This is a genomic window from Scandinavium sp. NPDC088450 (assembly GCF_044900545.1).
Taxonomy (GTDB): Bacteria; Pseudomonadota; Gammaproteobacteria; order Enterobacterales; family Enterobacteriaceae; genus Scandinavium.
Genome location: NZ_JBJDNI010000014.1, coordinates 104,147 through 123,413, shown reverse-complemented (window position 1 = coordinate 123,413; position 19,267 = coordinate 104,147). Strand labels below are relative to the sequence as shown.

Annotated in this window: 18 protein-coding genes; 10 read left to right on the top strand and 8 right to left on the bottom strand. The window is 53.0% G+C overall.

The window, feature by feature from the left end:
• Window positions 1-533 precede the first annotated feature (533 nt).
• Window positions 534-1,832, top strand: coding sequence for an MFS family transporter (locus ACI2I2_RS14220; protein WP_404658488.1), 1,299 nt, complete (start codon window positions 534-536; stop codon window positions 1,830-1,832).
• A 2-nt stretch (window positions 1,833-1,834) separates the two neighbouring features.
• Here ACI2I2_RS14220 and ACI2I2_RS14215 read toward each other — a convergent pair whose 3' ends face one another.
• From ACI2I2_RS14215 to trxC, 5 genes are all read right to left on the bottom strand, one after another.
• Entirely contained in the window at window positions 1,835-2,158 is a 324-nt protein-coding gene (locus ACI2I2_RS14215; RefSeq protein ID WP_404658487.1) for a YfiM family lipoprotein, read from the bottom strand.
• Between the two features lie 44 nt (window positions 2,159-2,202).
• A complete protein-coding gene (pssA, locus tag ACI2I2_RS14210; RefSeq protein WP_404658486.1) occupies window positions 2,203-3,558 on the bottom strand; it encodes a CDP-diacylglycerol--serine O-phosphatidyltransferase in 1,356 nt (451 codons plus the stop codon).
• A gap of 113 nt (window positions 3,559-3,671) precedes the next feature.
• The gene (pat, locus tag ACI2I2_RS14205) at window positions 3,672-6,329 is read right to left on the bottom strand and encodes a protein lysine acetyltransferase (protein ID WP_404658485.1); all 2,658 of its coding nucleotides are present in this window, start codon (window positions 6,327-6,329) and stop codon (window positions 3,672-3,674) included.
• A gap of 35 nt (window positions 6,330-6,364) precedes the next feature.
• Window positions 6,365-7,063: a tRNA-uridine aminocarboxypropyltransferase gene (gene tapT / locus ACI2I2_RS14200; RefSeq protein ID WP_404658484.1), complete on the bottom strand. Its 699-nt coding sequence runs from the start codon at window positions 7,061-7,063 to the stop codon at window positions 6,365-6,367.
• Window positions 7,064-7,133: 70 nt separating this feature from the next.
• Window positions 7,134-7,559 carry a thioredoxin TrxC gene (gene trxC, locus ACI2I2_RS14195; protein WP_330985881.1) on the bottom strand — a complete coding sequence of 142 codons (426 nt, stop codon included), beginning with the start codon at window positions 7,557-7,559 and terminating at the stop codon, window positions 7,134-7,136.
• 206 nt (window positions 7,560-7,765) lie between these two features.
• Here trxC and ACI2I2_RS14190 point away from each other — a divergent pair, with 206 nt between their 5' ends.
• Window positions 7,766-8,854, top strand: a complete 1,089-nt coding sequence (locus ACI2I2_RS14190) for a tRNA/rRNA methyltransferase (protein ID WP_330985880.1) — start codon at window positions 7,766-7,768, stop codon at window positions 8,852-8,854.
• 45 nt (window positions 8,855-8,899) lie between these two features.
• On the opposite strand, the gene ung is transcribed toward ACI2I2_RS14190, so the two are convergent.
• Entirely contained in the window at window positions 8,900-9,589 is a 690-nt protein-coding gene (gene ung, locus ACI2I2_RS14185; RefSeq protein ID WP_404658483.1) for a uracil-DNA glycosylase, read from the bottom strand.
• A gap of 315 nt (window positions 9,590-9,904) precedes the next feature.
• Here ung and grcA point away from each other — a divergent pair, with 315 nt between their 5' ends.
• On the top strand, window positions 9,905-10,288 hold the full coding sequence (gene grcA / locus ACI2I2_RS14180; RefSeq protein WP_404658482.1) for an autonomous glycyl radical cofactor GrcA: 384 nt from the start codon (window positions 9,905-9,907) through the stop codon (window positions 10,286-10,288).
• Between the two features lie 51 nt (window positions 10,289-10,339).
• Here grcA and srmB read toward each other — a convergent pair whose 3' ends face one another.
• Window positions 10,340-11,677, bottom strand: a complete 1,338-nt coding sequence (gene srmB, locus ACI2I2_RS14175; RefSeq protein ID WP_404658481.1) for an ATP-dependent RNA helicase SrmB — start codon at window positions 11,675-11,677, stop codon at window positions 10,340-10,342.
• Window positions 11,678-11,808: 131 nt separating this feature from the next.
• On the opposite strand from srmB, the gene trmN reads away from it, so the two are divergent.
• Entirely contained in the window at window positions 11,809-12,546 is a 738-nt protein-coding gene (gene trmN, locus ACI2I2_RS14170; RefSeq protein WP_404658491.1) for a tRNA(1)(Val) (adenine(37)-N(6))-methyltransferase TrmN, read from the top strand.
• Here the strand turns inward: trmN and nadB are convergent.
• On the bottom strand, window positions 12,531-14,150 hold the full coding sequence (gene nadB, locus ACI2I2_RS14165; RefSeq protein WP_404658480.1) for an L-aspartate oxidase: 1,620 nt from the start codon (window positions 14,148-14,150) through the stop codon (window positions 12,531-12,533). The two genes, trmN and nadB, sit on opposite strands and share 16 nt — an antisense overlap.
• A 367-nt stretch (window positions 14,151-14,517) precedes the next feature.
• Between nadB and rseD the strand changes: the two genes are divergently transcribed.
• The 6 genes from rseD to lepA all read left to right on the top strand — a co-directional run bounded on the left by rseD (window position 14,518) and on the right by lepA (window position 19,252).
• On the top strand, window positions 14,518-14,577 hold the full coding sequence (rseD, locus tag ACI2I2_RS14160) for a rpoE leader peptide RseD (RefSeq protein ID WP_330985887.1): 60 nt from the start codon (window positions 14,518-14,520) through the stop codon (window positions 14,575-14,577).
• Window positions 14,574-15,149, top strand: a complete 576-nt coding sequence (rpoE, locus tag ACI2I2_RS14155) for an RNA polymerase sigma factor RpoE (RefSeq protein WP_038157215.1) — start codon at window positions 14,574-14,576, stop codon at window positions 15,147-15,149. The genes rseD and rpoE overlap by 4 nt, the downstream gene beginning before the upstream one ends.
• Before the next feature lie 32 nt (window positions 15,150-15,181).
• Complete coding sequence (gene rseA / locus ACI2I2_RS14150; RefSeq protein WP_404658479.1) at window positions 15,182-15,838, top strand: anti-sigma-E factor RseA; 657 nt, start codon at window positions 15,182-15,184, stop codon at window positions 15,836-15,838.
• Window positions 15,838-16,791: a sigma-E factor regulatory protein RseB gene (gene rseB, locus ACI2I2_RS14145; protein ID WP_330985874.1), complete on the top strand. Its 954-nt coding sequence runs from the start codon at window positions 15,838-15,840 to the stop codon at window positions 16,789-16,791. The genes rseA and rseB overlap by 1 nt, the downstream gene beginning before the upstream one ends.
• Window positions 16,788-17,267 (top strand): SoxR-reducing system protein RseC, encoded by a 480-nt coding sequence (gene rseC / locus ACI2I2_RS14140; protein ID WP_404658478.1) that lies wholly within the window; start codon window positions 16,788-16,790, stop codon window positions 17,265-17,267. The genes rseB and rseC overlap by 4 nt, the downstream gene beginning before the upstream one ends.
• A 185-nt stretch (window positions 17,268-17,452) precedes the next feature.
• The gene (gene lepA, locus ACI2I2_RS14135) at window positions 17,453-19,252 is read left to right on the top strand and encodes a translation elongation factor 4 (protein WP_330985872.1); all 1,800 of its coding nucleotides are present in this window, start codon (window positions 17,453-17,455) and stop codon (window positions 19,250-19,252) included.
• Window positions 19,253-19,267 lie beyond the last annotated feature (15 nt).

The following is a 19,267-nucleotide window of genomic DNA, read 5'->3' as shown; positions in this document are numbered from 1 at the left end:
ACCCCATGCCGAACTCAGAAGTGAAACGCCGTAGCGCCGATGGTAGTGTGGGGTCTCCCCATGTGAGAGTAGGGAACTGCCAGGCATCAAATAAACAAGAAAACCTCATGCGAAAGCATGGGGTTTTTTTGTTATCTGTTGTTTGTCGGTGAACGCTCTCCTGAGTAGGACAAAATCGTCGGGAACGATTTTGCACAGCACGCAGTGCTGCCCGGAGGGTGACGGGCAGGAAGCCCGGCATACAACTGCCAGGCATCAAATAAAGCAAAAAACCCCGACCGAAAGGCCGGGGTTTTTTGCGTTTATTCACAATTAACTGTATGAAATTCACTCGTTAAGATACGCCATTCAGCCTTTATATCCTCCTTTCCCCTGCGACTATTCCTGAATACTGATCATGCTAAGTGATTTTGTGCGTAAGATCACAAAATAAAATATAACAATTATGTAACATCTTGTTCACTAATTGTTCTCCCGTAGTGCTTGTGAATCACTACGAGGCAGATCAGAACGATGCCAGGAGTATTATTACAATGACCGAGAATGCATTTTCTTCCCGGAGTACCGTCGCTGATGGAGATACCCGTCGGCGGGTTTGGGCAATCGTGGGGGCCTCGTCCGGGAATCTTGTTGAATGGTTTGACTTTTATGTCTATTCATTCTGTTCTCTCTACTTTGCTCATATCTTTTTCCCTTCAGGAAATACCACGACTCAACTCCTGCAAACTGCCGGGGTCTTTGCCGCGGGCTTTCTGATGCGACCTATTGGTGGATGGCTGTTTGGGCGTATCGCCGATCGCCATGGACGTAAAACCTCAATGCTTATCTCTGTGTGCATGATGTGCTTTGGCTCTTTAGTCATCGCATGTTTGCCCGGTTATGCAACCATTGGAACCTGGGCGCCTGCATTGTTACTGCTGGCTCGTTTATTCCAGGGGCTGTCAGTGGGTGGAGAGTACGGGACCAGTGCAACTTACATGAGTGAAGTTGCTATTGAAGGCCGCAAAGGTTTCTTTGCCTCATTCCAGTACGTCACCTTGATTGGCGGTCAACTGCTCGCGCTATTGGTCGTCGTTGTTTTGCAGCAAGTGCTGAGCAACGAAGATCTGCATGCATGGGGATGGCGAATTCCCTTTGCATTAGGTGCAGTGCTGGCGTTGGTTGCTCTCTGGTTGCGACGTCAATTGGATGAAACATCCCAGCAAGAAACGCGAGCGCTGAAAGAAGCAGGATCTCTTAAGGGGCTGTGGCGAAATCGCAAAGCTTTCATCATGGTTCTTGGGTTTACTGCAGGCGGTTCGTTGGTGTTCTATACCTTCACGACCTATATGCAAAAGTATCTGGTCAACACGACGGGTATGAGCGCCAGCGTAGCCAGTATCGTGATGACCGCTGCGCTCTTTGTTTACATGATTGTACAGCCACTGTTTGGCGCACTTTCGGACAGAATCGGCCGTCGTAACTCAATGCTTTGTTTTGGTGGGCTGGCAACATTGTTCACCGTGCCTATTCTTACCGCCTTACAGCATGTTCAGTCGCCGTATGCCGCATTCGCACTGGTGATGTGTGCGTTGCTGATCGCCAGCTTTTACACTTCGATTAGCGGGATACTGAAAGCTGAGATGTTTCCAGCGCAAGTACGTGCATTAGGGGTCGGGCTTTCCTATGCGGTCGCGAATGCGCTCTTTGGTGGTTCAGCAGAGTATGTTGCTTTGTCACTGAAATCGGTCGGTTTTGAAAGCGTGTTCTTCTGGTATGTCACACTGATGGGGGCGCTGGCTTTCCTGGTCTCGCTGATGTTGCACCGTAAAGGAAAAGGTCTGCGTCTGTAGCGCTATTGACGGGCCATTTGCCACACGGCATAGCCAGTTGTGGCTCCAGCCACATCCCATGCGAAATCTTTCCAACTCCAGCCGCTCCCCGATGGGCGGCTGTCCCACAGTTCTTTTCCTGCCCCCAGACTCACGGAAAACATCAAACCATAAACGGCACTGCGGTCCTGGCTGTTTCCCTGACGTTGAGCATACTCATTTCCGGCTGCGGAAAGTATCGCCGAGGCCATAAAGTGCTGAGCTTTGTCTTGACCTGTCCAGGCATCGTTGGCCATATGGCTGCAGCCACAAAGCAAAAATGAAGAGCACAGAAGAAGGGTTCGCATAGTGAGCCTCTGTAAAAAAGCCCCGACATTGCGGGGCCTGATGATTACAGAATGCGGCTGATAAGCCTGTCGATACGAATACGACGTAAACGGCGGATCAGCTTTCGCACTTTTACCGGGTAATCGGCAATGCTTTGCAAGTCACGGTAATGATTAACCACCGTGGTGTGTGTACGAATCAGCGCGAGCTCTTTTTCACGAGCGGCAGCCAGTTGCTGCTTAGGGTCATGAATAAGGATCGCATTCTCCAGATCCAGGCGCCAGGCGCGTGGATTGAGGTTGTTGCCGGTCAGCAGCATCCACTCATCGTCCACCCACATGCCTTTCAGGTGATAGCTGTTGTCTTCATCTTTCCACAACCGCACGACCAGTTGATCGGTGTTCACATAGTATTGCAGGCGGCTGAGGAAGCGACGCAGATTGATTTCATAAAGATAGGGTAGAGCCCCGATGATTTTAAACGGCTGATCTTCCGGAATGTAGAAGTCATTAGCCGTTTTATCACCGACGATGATCTCCACCTTTTTGCCCTGACGCAGCAGGTGAATGATATTGCGCACCAGCACCGCAGGCAGGTTGAAATACGGGGTGCAGATTGTGAGCTTGTGCTCCGTGCAGGGCATCAGATGGAAAATCGTTTTGTTTAGCATGCTCGATTTTCCAAGCCCGACCAGCGGTGTTACCGAAAGCTGATCGTTGTCCGCATTGCCCTGGAAATGATAACCGGTATCACGTAATTCCTGGCGATAAAGGCGGATATCATTTTTGATTTCCGGACTTTTTGGGCGTCCATCGTTATCGAGACGATTCACCCCACGACCGTGAACCAGGTTTTGATCCACCCAGTCGAACATGATATCGGCCATGTTGGCATTGCGGATGCACTGATAACGGTCATAGCGATACTTATCATGCTGATGCAGATAGACGTCGTTCAGACTGGCGCCGCTATAGAGCACGCTATCGTCGATGATAAAGCCTTTGAAATGCAGCACGCCGAGGGCTTCACGTGTATTAACGGGAACACCGTAGACCGGAATGTGAATGTCAGGGTTTTCCTGCGCCATACGGCAATACCAGTCGGCGTTGGTATTCGAGGCGGCTGCACCAATACGGCCACGCTGGGCGCGATGCCAGTCGACAAGGATGCGAGCATCCAGTTCCGGGCGAGCACGTTTTGCCGCATAGATGGCGTCCAGAACGCCTTTACCCCCGTCATCTTGTTCCAGATACAGGGCAACAATGCAGATACGGCGCGTAGCGCTGGCTATCTTTGCCAGGAGCGCTTCCCGAAAATCAGCGGGAGTGTAAAAGAACTCGACATCATCAACTGACTGAGAAAGCTTAGGTAGTTGAGCAAGGTGTTGTTGATGCTTGTTGCGCTTAAATTTTGACAACATCACAGTGCGTTTCTTCTCTGATTAATCAAGGGTCTCTGTACCATGCAGACGACAGAAGCGAGCAATAATACCATCAGTGCAGGCTAAAGTGGTCAACATTTCCAGCAGCTTAGTTACGATGACGAAGGCGTGAGCTTTAGCGTCAATCCCACAATGCCATCTTCAAGCTGGATATCAACGTCAAAACCCAGCTTTCGGGCCAGCGCAATCATTCCCTGATTGTTCGGCATGGTGATGCCATTCAGACGCTGCAGACCGTGTTCTCGCGTGTAATTGATGAGCTTCTCCAGCAATCGCCGCCCAAGTCCTAGCCCTTTTAAATCTGAGCGCACCAGTACGGCAAACTCGGCATCAATATTGTCAGGATCGGAAATCGCTCGCGTCACCCCAAGAATTTCAGTTCGCTCCGAAGTGGTGTGAACAGCAACAAAAGCCATCTCTCGATCGTAGTCGATTTGCGTCATGTTGGCTAAATCGTCGTGAGTAAATTCATTGATTTCACTGAAGTAGCGGTAGTAAAGGTCTTCCTTAGTGACTCTGGAAATAAACTGTTGAAGCAGCGGCTCATCTTCCGGGAGGATAGGGCGAAACAGACAGCGTTCGCCATTTTTCATTACTACCCATTCTTCAAATTGCTGTGGATAAGGGCGAATAGCCAGTCGGCTTTCGCTGTCGCCGTCAAAGGCGGCAATGTCGAGCGTGACATCCAGAGCAGTAAAATCACCCGCTGAAGCCAAAAGAGGGTGAATATCCAGCCGCTGGATTTCCGGACAGTCGACAATCAGGTTAGAGACTTGCACCAGCAAATGGCTCAATCCGGCGATATCCAGAGGTCGCAGCGCACTGCGGCCGCGAATCTTTTTGCTCTTGATTGCCTGAATAACCAAATAGCGAGCAAGGTTCATGTTCAACGGCGGCAAGGCAACGGCGGCCTGATCTTCCGCCCGCCACTCCACACCACCTTCACCCAACATAATCAGAGGGCCGAACAACGGATCGTGTTCAACCACGACGCGCAATTCCTGTGCTCCGGCGCGGTTAGCCATGCTTTGAACCAGAAGCCCATGAACTCTGGCTTGCGGCCACGCCATTTTGACACGGTCGAAAATCGCATCCGCGGCTTGCTGAACTTCTGCCGCTGTGCGCAAGTAAAGCATCACGCCCTGAACTTCGGACTTATGTGGAATGTCTGGCGAGCGCAATTTCAGCGCAACGGGATAGCCTATCTGCTCGGCGATATGCACGGCTTCAGCGCTATCCGCTGCAATCCAGGTCGGCAACGTTTGCAGGCCGTAAGCTTGTAAAATAGGCCGAACCTCATGAGTATCCAGCGAGGTCGCACCTTCCTTAATCGCTTGCTGGAGCAGCGCGTGCGCTTCCGCAGTGTTGGCAGTAAGCAGGTCTGGCAGCACGGGGGTTTCACGCAATTGCTTTTGATTGCGGCGGTATTCCACCATATGCATAAATGCCGTAATGGTGCCTTCAGGTGTGCGATAGGTAGGGAGCCCGGCGTCACTGAATAAACGGCGAGCTTCCTGCGAGGAGTATTCGCCGCACCAGTTGGTCAGTACGGTGACATATTTGCCGCGTGGGTGTTGGTTCAGCGTCTCAATCAATGCTTGAGCGCTTTCGGTACCGGGAGCTGCGGCGCTGGGCGAATGAATGACCAGCAACGCGTCGTAGTCCTGGCTATCAAGCAGAAGGTTAAGCGCCTTCTGATAATGCTGGCTGCTGGCATCATCGCGCAAATCGAGCGGATTCGCGGCCTCGACACTGGCGGGCAAGGCGGCCCGCAAAGCAGAAATCGTTTCCTCACTCAGTGTCGCCAGTTTACCGTTCCGCAGCCAGAGTTCATCCAGAGCCAGTGCCGCAGGAGCAGCACCGTTACTCATAATCATCAACCGCTCACCGCGTAAAGGGCGCATATGGCTGAGCGTTTCTACAGCGGAAAACAATTCGTGGGTATCCTGAACTCGCAGCAGGCCTGCGCGCTGAATGGCGGCATCCCATGCCGGGTCCATTCCGGAATTAACATGCAGTAAACGCTGAGCTGCCGGACTACGGCCGCTTTTGATAACCAGAATCGGTTTATTACGCGATGCACTTCGGGCTGCCGAGACAAAGCGCCTCGCATCACTAAGATGTTCCAGATACAGCAGAATGGCGCTGGTCTTCGTATCGCGGGCAAGAAAATCGAGCAGATCGTCTACGTCGATATCAAGGCTGTCGCCCAGCGCGATGAAGTAAGAGAACCCCATTTCGCGCTGCTGCGCCCAGTCGAGAATGGTGTTAGACACCGCTGCGGATTGGGAAATAAACGCCAGTTTTCCGCGACGGATGGGGACCGGCGAAAAACTGGCATTCAGGCCTTGCCACGGGGCCAGCAGCCCAAGGCTGTTCGGGCCAAGCAGGCGCATCTGGTAGCGTGAGGCACAGGCTTTGAGTTCAGCGGATTGCTCTGGAGGCGAAGAAAGAATAATGCAGGTTTTGCAGCCTTTCTCGCCTAAGGCTTCGAGCAACGCCAGATTACGTTTGGCGTTAGTACAGATGATGGCGAGATCGGGCATGAAGGGCAGAGAGTCGATATCTGGCCACGCCAGCACGCCAAGCACCGCTTTCCAGGCTGGCGTCACGGGAAGCACAGGGCCGCTAAACCCGCCCGCCAATAAATTGCGCATCATCAGATACCCGGCGCGCTGGGGTTTCATCGAGGCGCCAATCACCGCAATCGATTTGGGTCTCAGTAATGCTTCCAGCCCTCGTTGGCTCATCGCACTCTCTCCAGGACATTCGTTCCTGAATGATTTTAAACGCTTTCTGCCTCGGGCACTGTGATGTTTCCCTTATGCTGCGTTTTTCCTGCAAGATAGCGGGTGCGGAAGCGTTGAAAATGGTCACCCAAAGCGCTTGCTGCTTGCACATCATCGGCGAGATCCAACAACGCAATAGCGACTTCGGCGGTGCAATACTGACCTTCTGCGTGCACTTCGCGTAAGCGGTAATGAGAAACCCGGGATAAATCAACGGAAATGACCGGCAGCGCATCCAGATAAGGGCTTTTGCGAAACATTTTACGCGCCTCAGTCCAGGTGCCATCCAGCATAATAAAGAGTGGCGGCTTGCCTGACGGTGGCGCGGCGATCACTTCGCGTTCATGGCCTGCATAGGAAGCGGGAAAGACAACCATCGGCTGATAAGCCGGGTTCTTAACCAGCTCCAGCAGTGCCTGAGGCGGCTCTGTGCGTGACCACTGGAACGCTTCGGTGTCCGGCAATATATCGGCAATCAGGCGTCCGGTATTACTCGGCTTCATCGGCTCGGTATCGAACATCACCAGACAGAAACGACTGCGTGCGCCAGAAGGCGTGAGTGTGTCGCACAGACATTGTTTAAGCGGAAGCAGGCAGCGTTGGCAGCGACGAATGCGGTTGCCGCGAGCAAGAAAAGGGCGCGTGGCGCGAGCGAGACGTTCGGCACGAAGACGAAGTACGGCGTTATCAGTCATGGGAAATCATGCAGGAAAAACGCTATTGTCGCAGAGGGCAAAGCGGGGCACAAGCCGTGCCCCGAGGAGATTATGCCTGAGTGGCCTCGTTCAGCCAGCTATCGAATGGCGCTTTAGGAACGGCACCATTGAGCATATCGACAACCTGGCCTTTATGAAAAATCATAATGGTTGGGATGCTGCGAATACGAAAGCGCGCGCTAAGCTCACGTTCCGCTTCGGTGTTCACTTTGACAAAGCGCATTTTCCCGCTGCGCTCTTCCGCTACATCTTCAAAGATAGGCGCGAAATTACGGCAAGGGCCGCACCACGGGGCCCAGAAGTCGACGACAACGGGCAAATCGTCCTTCAACAATTTATCCAGCGTCTCGCCGGTTGCATTGATCACATCGCCATCAAACAGGTCGTGACCGCAGCGGCCACATTTTGCTGTTTCGTTAATACGATCGTCGGGGATACGGTTAAGCGCCTGGCAACTGGCACAAACGGTATTCATAGCTAACCTCTGGGTAATCGGGTTTATGCAACGGCCGGAAGGCCGAATGTTTCTTTAATGTTACATATTATCGACGAGACTGTTTTAAAGGACAATCAGGTTTATTCAATGGGTACAATAGTCGCACTCTTTGGTATGAAATCATGGCGAAGCTCGGACACATCGGGTAATCTTCGCGCTTCGCGCAGCGCAGGTGGAGAATAAAGATGAACGACGAACTGAAAAACAAAAGCGGCAAGGTCAAAGTGATGTATGTCCGCAGTGATGATGACTCGGATAAACGCACGGCAAACCCGCGCACCGGTAAAGGCGGAGGTCGCAGCGGCCCGTCCCGCACCGAAGGTGGTCGTCGTCCTGCGCGCGATAATCGCGATGGAAAATCTCGTGATGGCAAACCCCGTGGCGGTGACCGCTTCCGTGATAATGCCTCCCGTGACAGCCAGCCGCGTGAACAATCTCCATGGCGTACCGTTTCCCGGGCACCGGGTGATGACGCAGTAGAGAAACCCGATCACGGCGGGATCAGCGGCAAAAGCTTCGTTGATCCAGAAGTTATTCGCCGTCAGCGTGCGGAAGAAACTCGTGTCTACGGTGAGAACGCCTGTCAGGCCCTGTTCCTGAGCCGCCCGGATTGCATCGTACGCGCCTGGTTTATCCAGAGCGTCACTCCACGCTTCAAAGAAGCCCTGCGCTGGATGGCGGCAAACCGCAAAGCGTATCACGTGGTCGATGAAGCAGAGCTTGCAAAAGCTTCCGGTACTGAGCACCACGGTGGCGTTTGCTTCCTTATCAAGAAACGTAACGGCACCAGCGTGCAGCAATGGGTTAGCGAAGCAGGTGAAGAAGATTGCGTTCTGGCGCTGGAAGATGTGGGCAACCCGCATAACCTCGGCGCTATTATGCGTAGCTGCGCGCACTTTGGCGTGAAAGGTGTATTAGTGCAGGATGCCGCCGTGCTGGAATCTGGCGCAGCAATCCGTACTGCTGAAGGTGGCGCAGAGCACGTGAAACCTATCACTGGCGACAGCGTCATTGATGCGCTGGACCAGTTCCGCAAAGCGGGCTATGCGATTGTCACCACGTCCAGCCACGAAGGCACTCCGTTGTTTAAAGCGACGCTGCCGAAGAAAATGGTGCTGGTGTTAGGTCAGGAACGCGATGGGCTGTCTGATGCCGCACTCGACAGCGCGGATCTGAGCGTCGCTATCAACGGTACAGGGAATGTTGAAAGCCTGAACGTCTCCGTCGCGACAGGTGTTCTGCTGGCCGAATGGTGGCGTCAGAACAAAGCCTGAGTCGGCTAATCAATAAAAAATGCCAGCGCGATGCTGGCATTTTTTTTATTCGCTTTCCGCCGGTAAGACCGGCATCCAGTCAATGGGCGCTTCCCCTTTTTGGGCCAGCCACTCATTGGCCTGAACAAAGTGGTTAGAGCCAAAGAAGCCACGATGTGCAGAGAGGGGGGAAGGATGCGGCGCTTTTAACACATGATGGCGTTGACGGTCGATAATCGCCCCTTTCTTTTGCGCATGAGAGCCCCACAGCAAAAACACCACGCCTTCGCAGTGTTCGTTGATCAGCGCGATCACCTTATCGGTAAAGGTTTCCCAGCCCAGACTGGCATGGGAATGTGCCTGCCCGGCTCGCACGGTGAGCACCGTATTGAGCAGTAACACACCCTGGCGAGCCCAACTTTCCAGATAGCCGTGGGTTGGACGCTTAAAGCCGGGAAGAGTCCCCTCCAGTTCTTTATACATATTCAGCAGTGAAGGCGGAATACCGATGCCCGGCTGCACGGAAAAGGCCAGACCATGCGCCTGACCAGGCCCGTGATAAGGGTCCTGCCCGAGGATAACGACCTTCACGTCGCTCAGTTCTGTAAAGCGAAAGGCGTTGAAGACATCTTTCTGCGGGGGATAAATTGTCATCCCGGATTGGCGCTCATTGGCAACCGTCGCCAGCGTATTCATAAAATACGGTTGTTCTTTTTCGCTGGCCAGGACGTCGTGCCAGGTTAAGGAAGTGGTCATCTCGCTCTCCTGCGAATGTGCTTGGCCCTAGCTTAACGGCTTCTTTCTGCAGCGTAAAATTTTGCGTTTCCGCCGCGACGTGCAGCATCAAAAAAAATTGAGGTTTCACAACGATTTTTGTATTGGGTGGCGGGTTAAAACTGATTTAGATCAATAGTTTCAGTGCGTCACCATAGTTGATGTGTGGTTTTTGTTGATTTGAATCAAGGTTTGCTGGGGGTTCGACTGATATATATACACTCAAGCAACAATGGTTTTACCAATTGGCCAGTGTATGGCTGATGAAAATGAATAATTTAGCCCAGGAGGCATACAATGATTAAAGGTATCCAGATTACCAAAGCGGCAAACGACGACCTGCTGAACTCTTTCTGGCTGCTGGACAGCGAGAAAGGGGAAGCACGCTGCCTGGTAGCAAAAGGCGGTTTCACTGAAGATCAGGTTGTGGCAGTCAATAACCTGGGCGACATCGAATACCGTGAAGTGCCAGTCGACGTACAGCCGGAAGTGCGCGTTGAAGGCGGTCAGCACCTGAACGTTAACGTTCTGCGTCGTGAGACTCTGCTGGATGCGGTAGAAAACCCGGAAAAATATCCGCAGCTGACCATTCGTGTGTCTGGTTATGCCGTACGTTTCAACTCTCTGACCCCAGAACAGCAGCGCGACGTTATCGCCCGTACTTTCACTGAAAGTCTGTAATTTCTCAGGGGTGGGAAATAAAAAAGCCGGGAAATTTTCCCGGCTTTTTTTTTACTCTTCAGTTGGCTTCTGCTCTGTTGCCGTCGCCGTAGCGCTAGGCTTACGACGTTTGCCAATATTTTTGGCATCACGGTGACGTTTCTTCACACGTGGTTTTTCCTGCTCAGCCTTCTTCTTCTCTTCGCGTTTAGCCATCGCCTTCTTCGACGGTTTGCCTTTGTTTTTCTCACTCGGCACTCGAGTGGTTGGACGCAGCTCGTCTATCACACGTGCTTTCAGCGGCTCTTCAATATAGCGGCCAATTTTGTGCAGCAGCAGATGGTCATGGGCTTCGACCAATGAAATCGCCGTGCCTTTTTGACCCGCGCGACCGGTACGGCCGATACGGTGCAGATAGGTATCGCCGCTGCGTGGCATATCGAAGTTGAACACGTGGCTAACGTCAGGAATGTCGATCCCGCGCGCGGCAACGTCAGTAGCAACCAGCACATTAACGCGTCCATCGGTCAGACGTTTAATCGCTTCGTTACGTTTCACCTGGACCATCTCGCCTTCGAGATAGCAGTTGTTGATGCCTTTATCGCGCAACCAGCCCGCCAGTTCATGCACTCGCTCACGTTTACGCACGAAGACGATGGAGCGGGTAGCATCATCCTGCTGCAGCAGATGGATCAGCAGCGCAGTTTTATGCTCAATGTTATCGGCACGGTAATACCACTGGTGGATTTTCTTGCGCTCGCGGGTGGACGGCGTGGCAGACACTTCCACCGGATCTTCCAGCAGGCGCTCGGAGAAATCCTTGATAGCTTCGCCTTCCAGCGTCGCGGAGAACAGCATTGTCTGCTTGCGCCAGCGAGTTTCACCGGCGATGGTTTCGATATCCTGCGCGAAGCCCATGTCCAGCATGCGGTCTGCTTCATCCAGAATCAGCGTTTCGACGGCGCGACAGTCAAAGTTTTCTTCTTTGATGTACTGCAGCAGACGCCCGGTGGTTGCGACCACGATGTCCTGGTTTTCGCTAAACACCTCGGCGTGGTTCATATAAGCCACACCGCCGGTGATGGTCGCGATATCGAGATGCGTATTCTTCGCCAGTTCGCGGGCGTGATCGGCCACCTGCATCGCCAGTTCACGCGTTGGCGTCAGGATCAGAATGCGGGGTGGGCCAGATTTCTTGCGCGGGAAGTCGAGCAGGTGCTGCAACGCTGGCAGCAGATACGCCGCCGTTTTACCGGTGCCTGTTGGCGCAGAACCGAGTACATCACGGCCTTCGAGCGCAGGCGGAATGGCAGCAGCCTGAATGGCGGTCGGGCGAGTGAAGCCTTTCTCCTGGAGCGCGTCCAGCAGGCTTTCGTCGAGTTCGAGTTCGGAAAAAGTCGTTACAGTCATGATCTACCTCTGTGTGGGGCGCTGATTATAGACGTTATGGCTGCAATCTTCATCTGTTTGTATGGCTATCTGTTCTCGGGTATTGTGCATAACCCCATCCCCAAGGGAAATTTCAGGAAAGGTTGTTGATGATGAGTCAGTCGGGTTCCGTGCTTCGCCGCAATGGATTTACCTTCAAACAGTTTTTTGTTGCTCACGATCGTTGTGCAATGAAAGTGGGTACGGACGGCATTTTGCTGGGCGCCTGGGCACCGATTGCCAGAGTGAATCGGGTGCTGGATATTGGTGCTGGCAGCGGATTGCTGGCTCTGATGCTGGCACAACGTACTGACGATCAGGTGACGATTGACGCCGTCGAACTGGATGCTGACGCAGCAGCGCAGGCGGCGGAAAACATAGCGGAGTCCCCTTGGGCGCATCGTATCAAGATTCATACGGCGGACGTGCAGCAGTGGCTCACACAAGAGAATAGCCGTTATGATCTGATTATCAGCAACCCTCCTTATTATGAGCAGGGCGTAGAGTGTGCGACGCCGCAGCGGGAACAGGCACGGTACACCACCACGCTTGATCATGGCACATTGTTGAGCTGTGCGGCGGAGGCCATTACTGAAGAAGGGTTTTTCTGCGTAGTGCTGCCCGAAAGCATCGGTAATGCCTTTACCGAGCAGGCGCTGTCGATGGGATGGCATTTGCGTTTACGCACGGATGTGGCGGAAACAGACTTACGCCCCCCACACCGCGTGCTGCTGGCATTCTCTCCGCGTGCGGGTGAATGTTTCACTGACAGGTTGATTATTCGTGGGCCAGAGCAGCAATACTCTGAGGGGTATACCGCGCTGACCCAGGCGTATTATCTGTTTATGTGAGCTAACGGGGAGAGCACTGAGGGGCCAGAGTTTTCCAGTAACTCTGGATAATCAAGCGTATAGTGCAGGCCCCGGCTCTCTTTGCGCATCATTGCACAACGAACAATCAATTCAGCAACCTGCACTAAGTTACGCAGTTCCAGCAGGTTGTTGGACACGCGGAAACGAGCGTAGTACTCATCCAGTTCCTGCTGCAGCAAAGTAATACGGCGCAGCGCGCGTTCCAGGCGCTTCGTTGTTCTGACAATCCCCACGTAATCCCACATAAAGAGTCTCAGCTCATGCCAGTTATGCTGGATGACCACCAGTTCGTCGGGATTTTCCACCCGGCTTTCATCCCAGGCAGGAAGTTCGTTGCTCTGCCGGGCATAGGGCATGCGCTTCTTAATATCTTCCGCCGCAGACCAGCCGTACACCAGGCATTCAAGCAGAGAGTTTGATGCCATCCGGTTAGCGCCGTGCAGGCCGGTATAACTGACTTCGCCAATGGCATACAGCCCGTCAACGTCCGTACGACCAAAATCATCCACCATCACACCGCCGCAGGTGTAATGCGCCGCGGGAACAATCGGAACAGGTTCTTTGGTTAAATCAATGCCCAGCCCGAGCAGTTTTTCGTAGATCATCGGGAAGTGCTGGCGAACAAACGCTTCCGGCTTATGGCTGATGTCCAGATACATGCAGTCAGCGCCAAGCCGTTTCATTTCATGATCGATAGCGCGCGCCACAATATCGCGAGGCGCAAGTTCTTCGCGAGCGTCGAAATCCGGCATAAAGCGTGAACCATCCGGGCGTTTCAGATGCGCGCCTTCACCGCGTAAAGCTTCGGTAAGCAGAAAATTGCGAGCCTGAGGATGGTAAAGCGCAGTAGGGTGAAACTGATTAAATTCGAGATTGGCTACCCGACAGCCCGCACGCCAGGCCATCGCAATACCGTCGCCGGAGGAAATATCCGGGTTGGTGGTGTACTGATACACCTTAGATGCGCCGCCTGTTGCCAGCACAACGGATTTTGCCGCACAGGTTTCAACGGCTTCTTTATTACGGTTCCAGATCCATGCGCCAACGACACGGCGTGTCCCGGGCAAACCGATTTTATCGGACACGATCAAGTCCACCGCATTGCTACGTTCCAGCACCCGAATATTAGGGTGATTCAGCGCTTTGCTGACCAGTGTCGTTTCAACTTCTTTCCCTGTGGCGTCGGCAGCATGAAGAATGCGGCGATGGCTGTGACCGCCTTCTCGCGTCAGATGATAACTTTCCGCGCCATTGGCCTGAATTTCTGTATCAAACAGAACGCCCTGGTCGATAAGCCACTGCACGCAATGGCGGGCATTGCTGGCGACGAATGACACCGCATGGCGATCGCATAGTCCAGCACCGGCAATCAGCGTATCTTCAACGTGGGATTCAATGCTGTCGGTCTCGTCAAACACGGCCGCAATGCCGCCCTGAGCATAAAAGGTGGACCCTTCTGAAATGGGCCCCTTACTCAGTACGATAACGGAGCTGTGCTCTGCAAGGCGCAGGGCGAGGGAGAGACCGGCAGCGCCGCTACCGACAATCAGAACATCGCAGGAGAGATCGGGTGTCGTCGTCATGATGTGTGTTTAATTTACTAAACAAGGTTCACTGAGAGTAGCACCAGACTGTGCGATTTAGCACGTTTTATTTCTCTTTGGTTGTAACCACTAAACATGACGTGTGTGGTATGTGCTTTGTAAATCGCGGAAAAGTTTTGCGAAGCAGATCGTTAGCGTCAGATTTTATGATGAAAATTATGCTGTGTTACGTTACTCTGCAGGGAGATTTCAGACGTTTATTACGCGCCTGACACTTCATTGAGCAGTGGTAGACTTATAATGAGTGATAATGAACTGTCTATCCGCTTTCAACAAAAAGCAAAGGCGTAACTGAACTTTACAGCAATGGCACACTCTAAGCTGGTGCTTGCTCATAGTGCAGTGTATGGAGTGGCGTTCTGATTACGCATGGGAATTAGGTTTGAGGAGACATTACCTCGGATGAGCGAGCAGTTAACGGATCAGGTCCTTGTCGAACGGGTCCAGAAGGGAGATCAGAAGGCCTTCAACCTGCTGGTAGTGCGCTATCAGCATAAAGTGGCGAGCCTGGTTTCCCGTTACGTCCCGTCGGGCGATGTGCCTGACGTGGTACAAGAGTCTTTTATAAAGGCCTATCGAGCGCTGGATTCTTTCCGGGGAGATAGTGCTTTCTATACCTGGCTATACCGTATTGCTGTGAACACAGCAAAAAACTATCTGGTTGCTCAGGGAAGACGTCCGCCATCAAGCGATGTTGATGCAATAGAAGCAGAAAACTACGAAAGTGGCGGTGCGCTGAAAGAAATTTCGAACCCTGAGAACTTAATGTTGTCAGAAGAACTGAGACAAATAGTGTTCCGTACTATTGAGTCGCTCCCGGAAGATTTACGCATGGCAATCACGTTACGGGAGCTGGATGGCCTGAGCTATGAAGAGATAGCCGCTATCATGGATTGTCCGGTGGGTACGGTTCGCTCGCGCATTTTCCGTGCACGAGAAGCTATTGATAATAAAGTTCAACCGCTTATCAGGCGTTGACGATAGCGGAATACTGGAAAAGGTATTTAGGCATGCAGAAAGAAAAACTTTCCGCCTTAATGGATGGTGAAACGCTGGACTCAGAGCTGCTCAACGAGCTGGCTCACTCCACTGAGATGCAAAAGACATGGGAAAGCTACCATCTTATCCGCGACACAATGCGTGGTGAGACAGCACAGACCCTGAATTTTGATATTTCAGCCCGCGTAATGGCCGCCATTGAGAATGAACCTGTTCGCCTGGCGACGCCGCTCATTCCCGAAGCACAGCCTGCTCCGCATCAGTGGCAGAACATGCCATTCTGGAAAAAGGTGCGTCCGTGGGCAAGTTCACTGACACAGATGGGCGTTGCCGCGTGCGTATCACTTGCAGTTATCGTAGGTGTCCAGCACTATAACGGGCAATCTGATGCATCCCAGCAGCCTGAAACGCCAGTGTTCAATACACTGCCGATGATGGGCAAAGCCAGCCCGGTGAGCCTGGGAGTTCCTGCTGATGCCAATGCCACGGGCAGTGGTCAACAGCAGCAGCAAGTCCAGGAACAACGTCGTCGCATCAATGCGATGTTGCAGGACTACGAATTGCAGCGCCGCCTGCATTCCGAACAGCTTCAGTTTGAACAAGCACAGACCCAGCAAGCTGCTGTACAAGTGCCAGGATATCAAACGTTAGGAACGCAATCGCAGTAATGAAGCAACTTTGGTGTGCCATGTCCCTTGTGGCTGGTAGCCTGTTCTTCTCCGCCAACGCCTCGGCTGATGTCTCGTCCGGGGCGTTGTTGCAGCAGATGAATCTGGCCAGCCAGTCTCTCAACTATGAGCTGTCGTTTGTCAGCATCAATAAGCAGGGCGTAGAGTCGCTACGCTATCGTCATGCGCGTCTGAATAATCAGGCCCTGGCGCAACTGCTGCAGCTGGACGGTCCACGCCGTGAAGTGGTTCAGCGTGGAAACGAAATCAGCTACTTCGAGCCAGGCCTCGATCCTTTCACTCTGAACGGCGACTACATCGTCGATTCATTGCCATCACTGGTTTATACCGATTTCAAACGCCTTGCGCCGTATTACGACTTTATTTCCGTCGGAAGGACGCGCATTGCTGACAGGCTGTGCGAGGTCATTCGGGTCGTCGCACGTGATGGCACGCGTTACAGCTATATTGTCTGGCTTGATTCGGAAACCAAGCTGCCAATGCGCGTTGATTTACTTGACCGTGATGGCGAAACGCTGGAGCAGTTCCGCGTTGTGGCGTTTAACGTCAACAACCAGGTAAGCAGCAATATGCAGAATCTGGCGACCGCCAGCCTGCCACCGCTGTTATCTGTTCCACAGGGAGACAAAGCCAACTTCAACTGGGCGCCAGGCTGGTTGCCACAAGGTTTTGTTGAAGTGGCTGGCAGCCGCCGTAACTTGCCGACCATCAATGCCCCCGTTGAATCACGCCTTTATTCCGACGGCCTCTTTAGTTTCTCTGTGAACATCAACCCGGCAACGGCGACCAGCACAGAGCAAATGCTTCGTACCGGCCGTAGAACGGTCAGCACGTCAGTGCGAGATAACGCGGAGATAACCATCGTGGGCGAATTGCCTCCCCAGACGGCGAAACGCGTTGCTGATAGCGTGAAGTTCAGGGCGGCGAAATGATCAAAGAATGGGCAACCGTGGTGTCCTGGCACAACGGACAGGCGAAAGTCAGCTGTGACGTGAAATCGTCTTGCAGCAGCTGTTCATCAAGAGCCGGCTGCGGCAGTCGGGTTCTCAACAAACTTGGGCCGCAAACAGAACACACGATTGTAGTGCCGAGTGAGCAGCCGCTGGTGGTTGGGCAGAAAGTCGAGCTGGGTATCAGCGAGGGCAGTCTTTTGACTTCAGCGATGCTGGTGTACATGACTCCGCTGTTTGGTCTGTTCGTCATCGCGGCCCTGTTCCAGTTGCTGTTCGGCAGCGATGTAGCCGCTTTTGCTGGCGGCGTGCTCGGCGGTGTAGGTGGCTTTTTGGTGGCTCGCGGCTTGTCGCCAAAACTGGCTTCGCGAGAAGCCTGGCAACCGGTCATTTTAAACGTCGGTCTGCCACCAGATTTACTGCGCGTAGACACAACCTCTTCTGAATTGAGCCAGTAATCGCGCTGGCTTTTATCTTTATTTACATCTCTTGCAGGATCTCCTCTTAACTAACCGCTAAGCTTGCCGGAAGAGCATTTCCTGGCGACGGAGATGTAGTGTAGAATGCGGCGTTTTCGAACGATCAAACGTCAGGCGCAGACCCGCGGCCTCCAGGAATTCGTAAGGCATAACTAACTCTAACTATGAAGAATATACGTAACTTTTCGATCATTGCTCACATCGACCACGGTAAGTCGACGTTATCTGACCGTATTATCCAGATTTGCGGCGGTCTCTCCGATCGTGAAATGGCCGCTCAGGTGCTTGATTCCATGGATCTGGAACGCGAACGTGGTATTACCATCAAAGCTCAGAGCGTGACCCTGGATTACAAAGCCACTGACGGTGAAACCTACCAGCTTAACTTTATCGATACCCCTGGCCACGTTGACTTCTCCTATGAAGTTTCCCGCTCTCTGGCCGCTTGCGAAGGCGCGCTGCTGGTGGTGGATGCCGGGCAGGGCGTAGAAGCACAGACCCTCGCAAACTGCTACACCGCGATGGAAATGGATCTGGAAGTTGTGCCGGTTCTGAACAAAATTGACCTGCCAGCTGCAGACCCTGAGCGCGTAGCCGAAGAGATTGAAGATATCGTCGGTATCGACGCGACCGATGCAGTACGCTGCTCGGCAAAAACCGGCGTGGGCGTTCCGGATGTGTTAGAACGTCTGGTTCGTGATATTCCGCCGCCAGAAGGCGACCCGGAAGCACCGCTTCAGGCGCTGATCATCGACTCCTGGTTCGATAACTATCTGGGCGTTGTATCTCTGGTGCGTATCAAAAACGGCACCATGCGCAAAGGCGACAAGATTAAAGTGATGAGCACCGGTCAGGTGTATAACGCTGACCGTCTGGGCATCTTCACCCCGAAACAGCTTGATCGCACCGAGCTGAAATGCGGCGAGGTAGGCTGGCTGGTTTGCGCCATCAAAGACATCCTCGGTGCACCGGTCGGCGATACGCTGACGCTGGCTCGTAATCCTGCAGATAAAGCTCTGCCAGGCTTTAAAAAAGTGAAGCCGCAGGTTTATGCCGGTCTGTTCCCGGTCAGCTCTGATGATTATGAAAACTTCCGTGATGCGCTGGGCAAACTGAGCCTCAACGATGCTTCCCTGTTCTATGAGCCAGAAAGTTCGACGGCACTGGGCTTCGGCTTCCGCTGTGGCTTCCTCGGCTTGCTGCACATGGAAATCATTCAGGAACGTCTGGAACGTGAATACGATCTGGATCTGATTACCACGGCACCGACCGTAGTGTATGAAGTTGAAACCACGTCGAAAGAAGTTATCTACGTCGACAGCCCGTCCAAACTTCCGCCGCTGAACAATATTCATGAGCTGCGTGAGCCAATCGCTGAGTGTCACATGCTGCTGCCGCAGGAGTTCCTCGGTAACGTGATCACGCTGTGTATCGAAAAACGTGGCGTGCAGACCAACATGGTTTACCACGGTAACCAGGTGGCGCTGACTTACGAAATCCCAATGGCGGAAGTGGTGCTCGACTTCTTTGACCGTCTGAAGTCCACCTCTCGTGGCTATGCGTCGCTGGATTACAACTTCAAACGTTTCCAGGCTTCCAACATGGTGCGTGTGGATGTGCTGATCAACGGCGATCGTGTTGATGCGCTGGCGCTGATCACCCACAACGACAACGCGCCATATCGCGGTCGTGAGCTGGTTGAGAAGATGAAAGAACTGATCCCGCGTCAGCAATTTGATATCGCGATTCAGGCGGCTATCGGTAACCACATTATTGCCCGTTCCACGGTGAAACAGTTACGTAAAAACGTTCTGGCGAAATGCTACGGCGGTGACGTCAGCCGTAAGAAAAAGCTGCTGCAGAAACAGAAAGATGGTAAGAAACGCATGAAGCAGGTGGGCAACGTTGAGCTGCCGCAGGAAGCTTTCCTCGCCATTCTGCATGTCGGTAAAGACGGTAAATAACAATAAGGAGTTGGC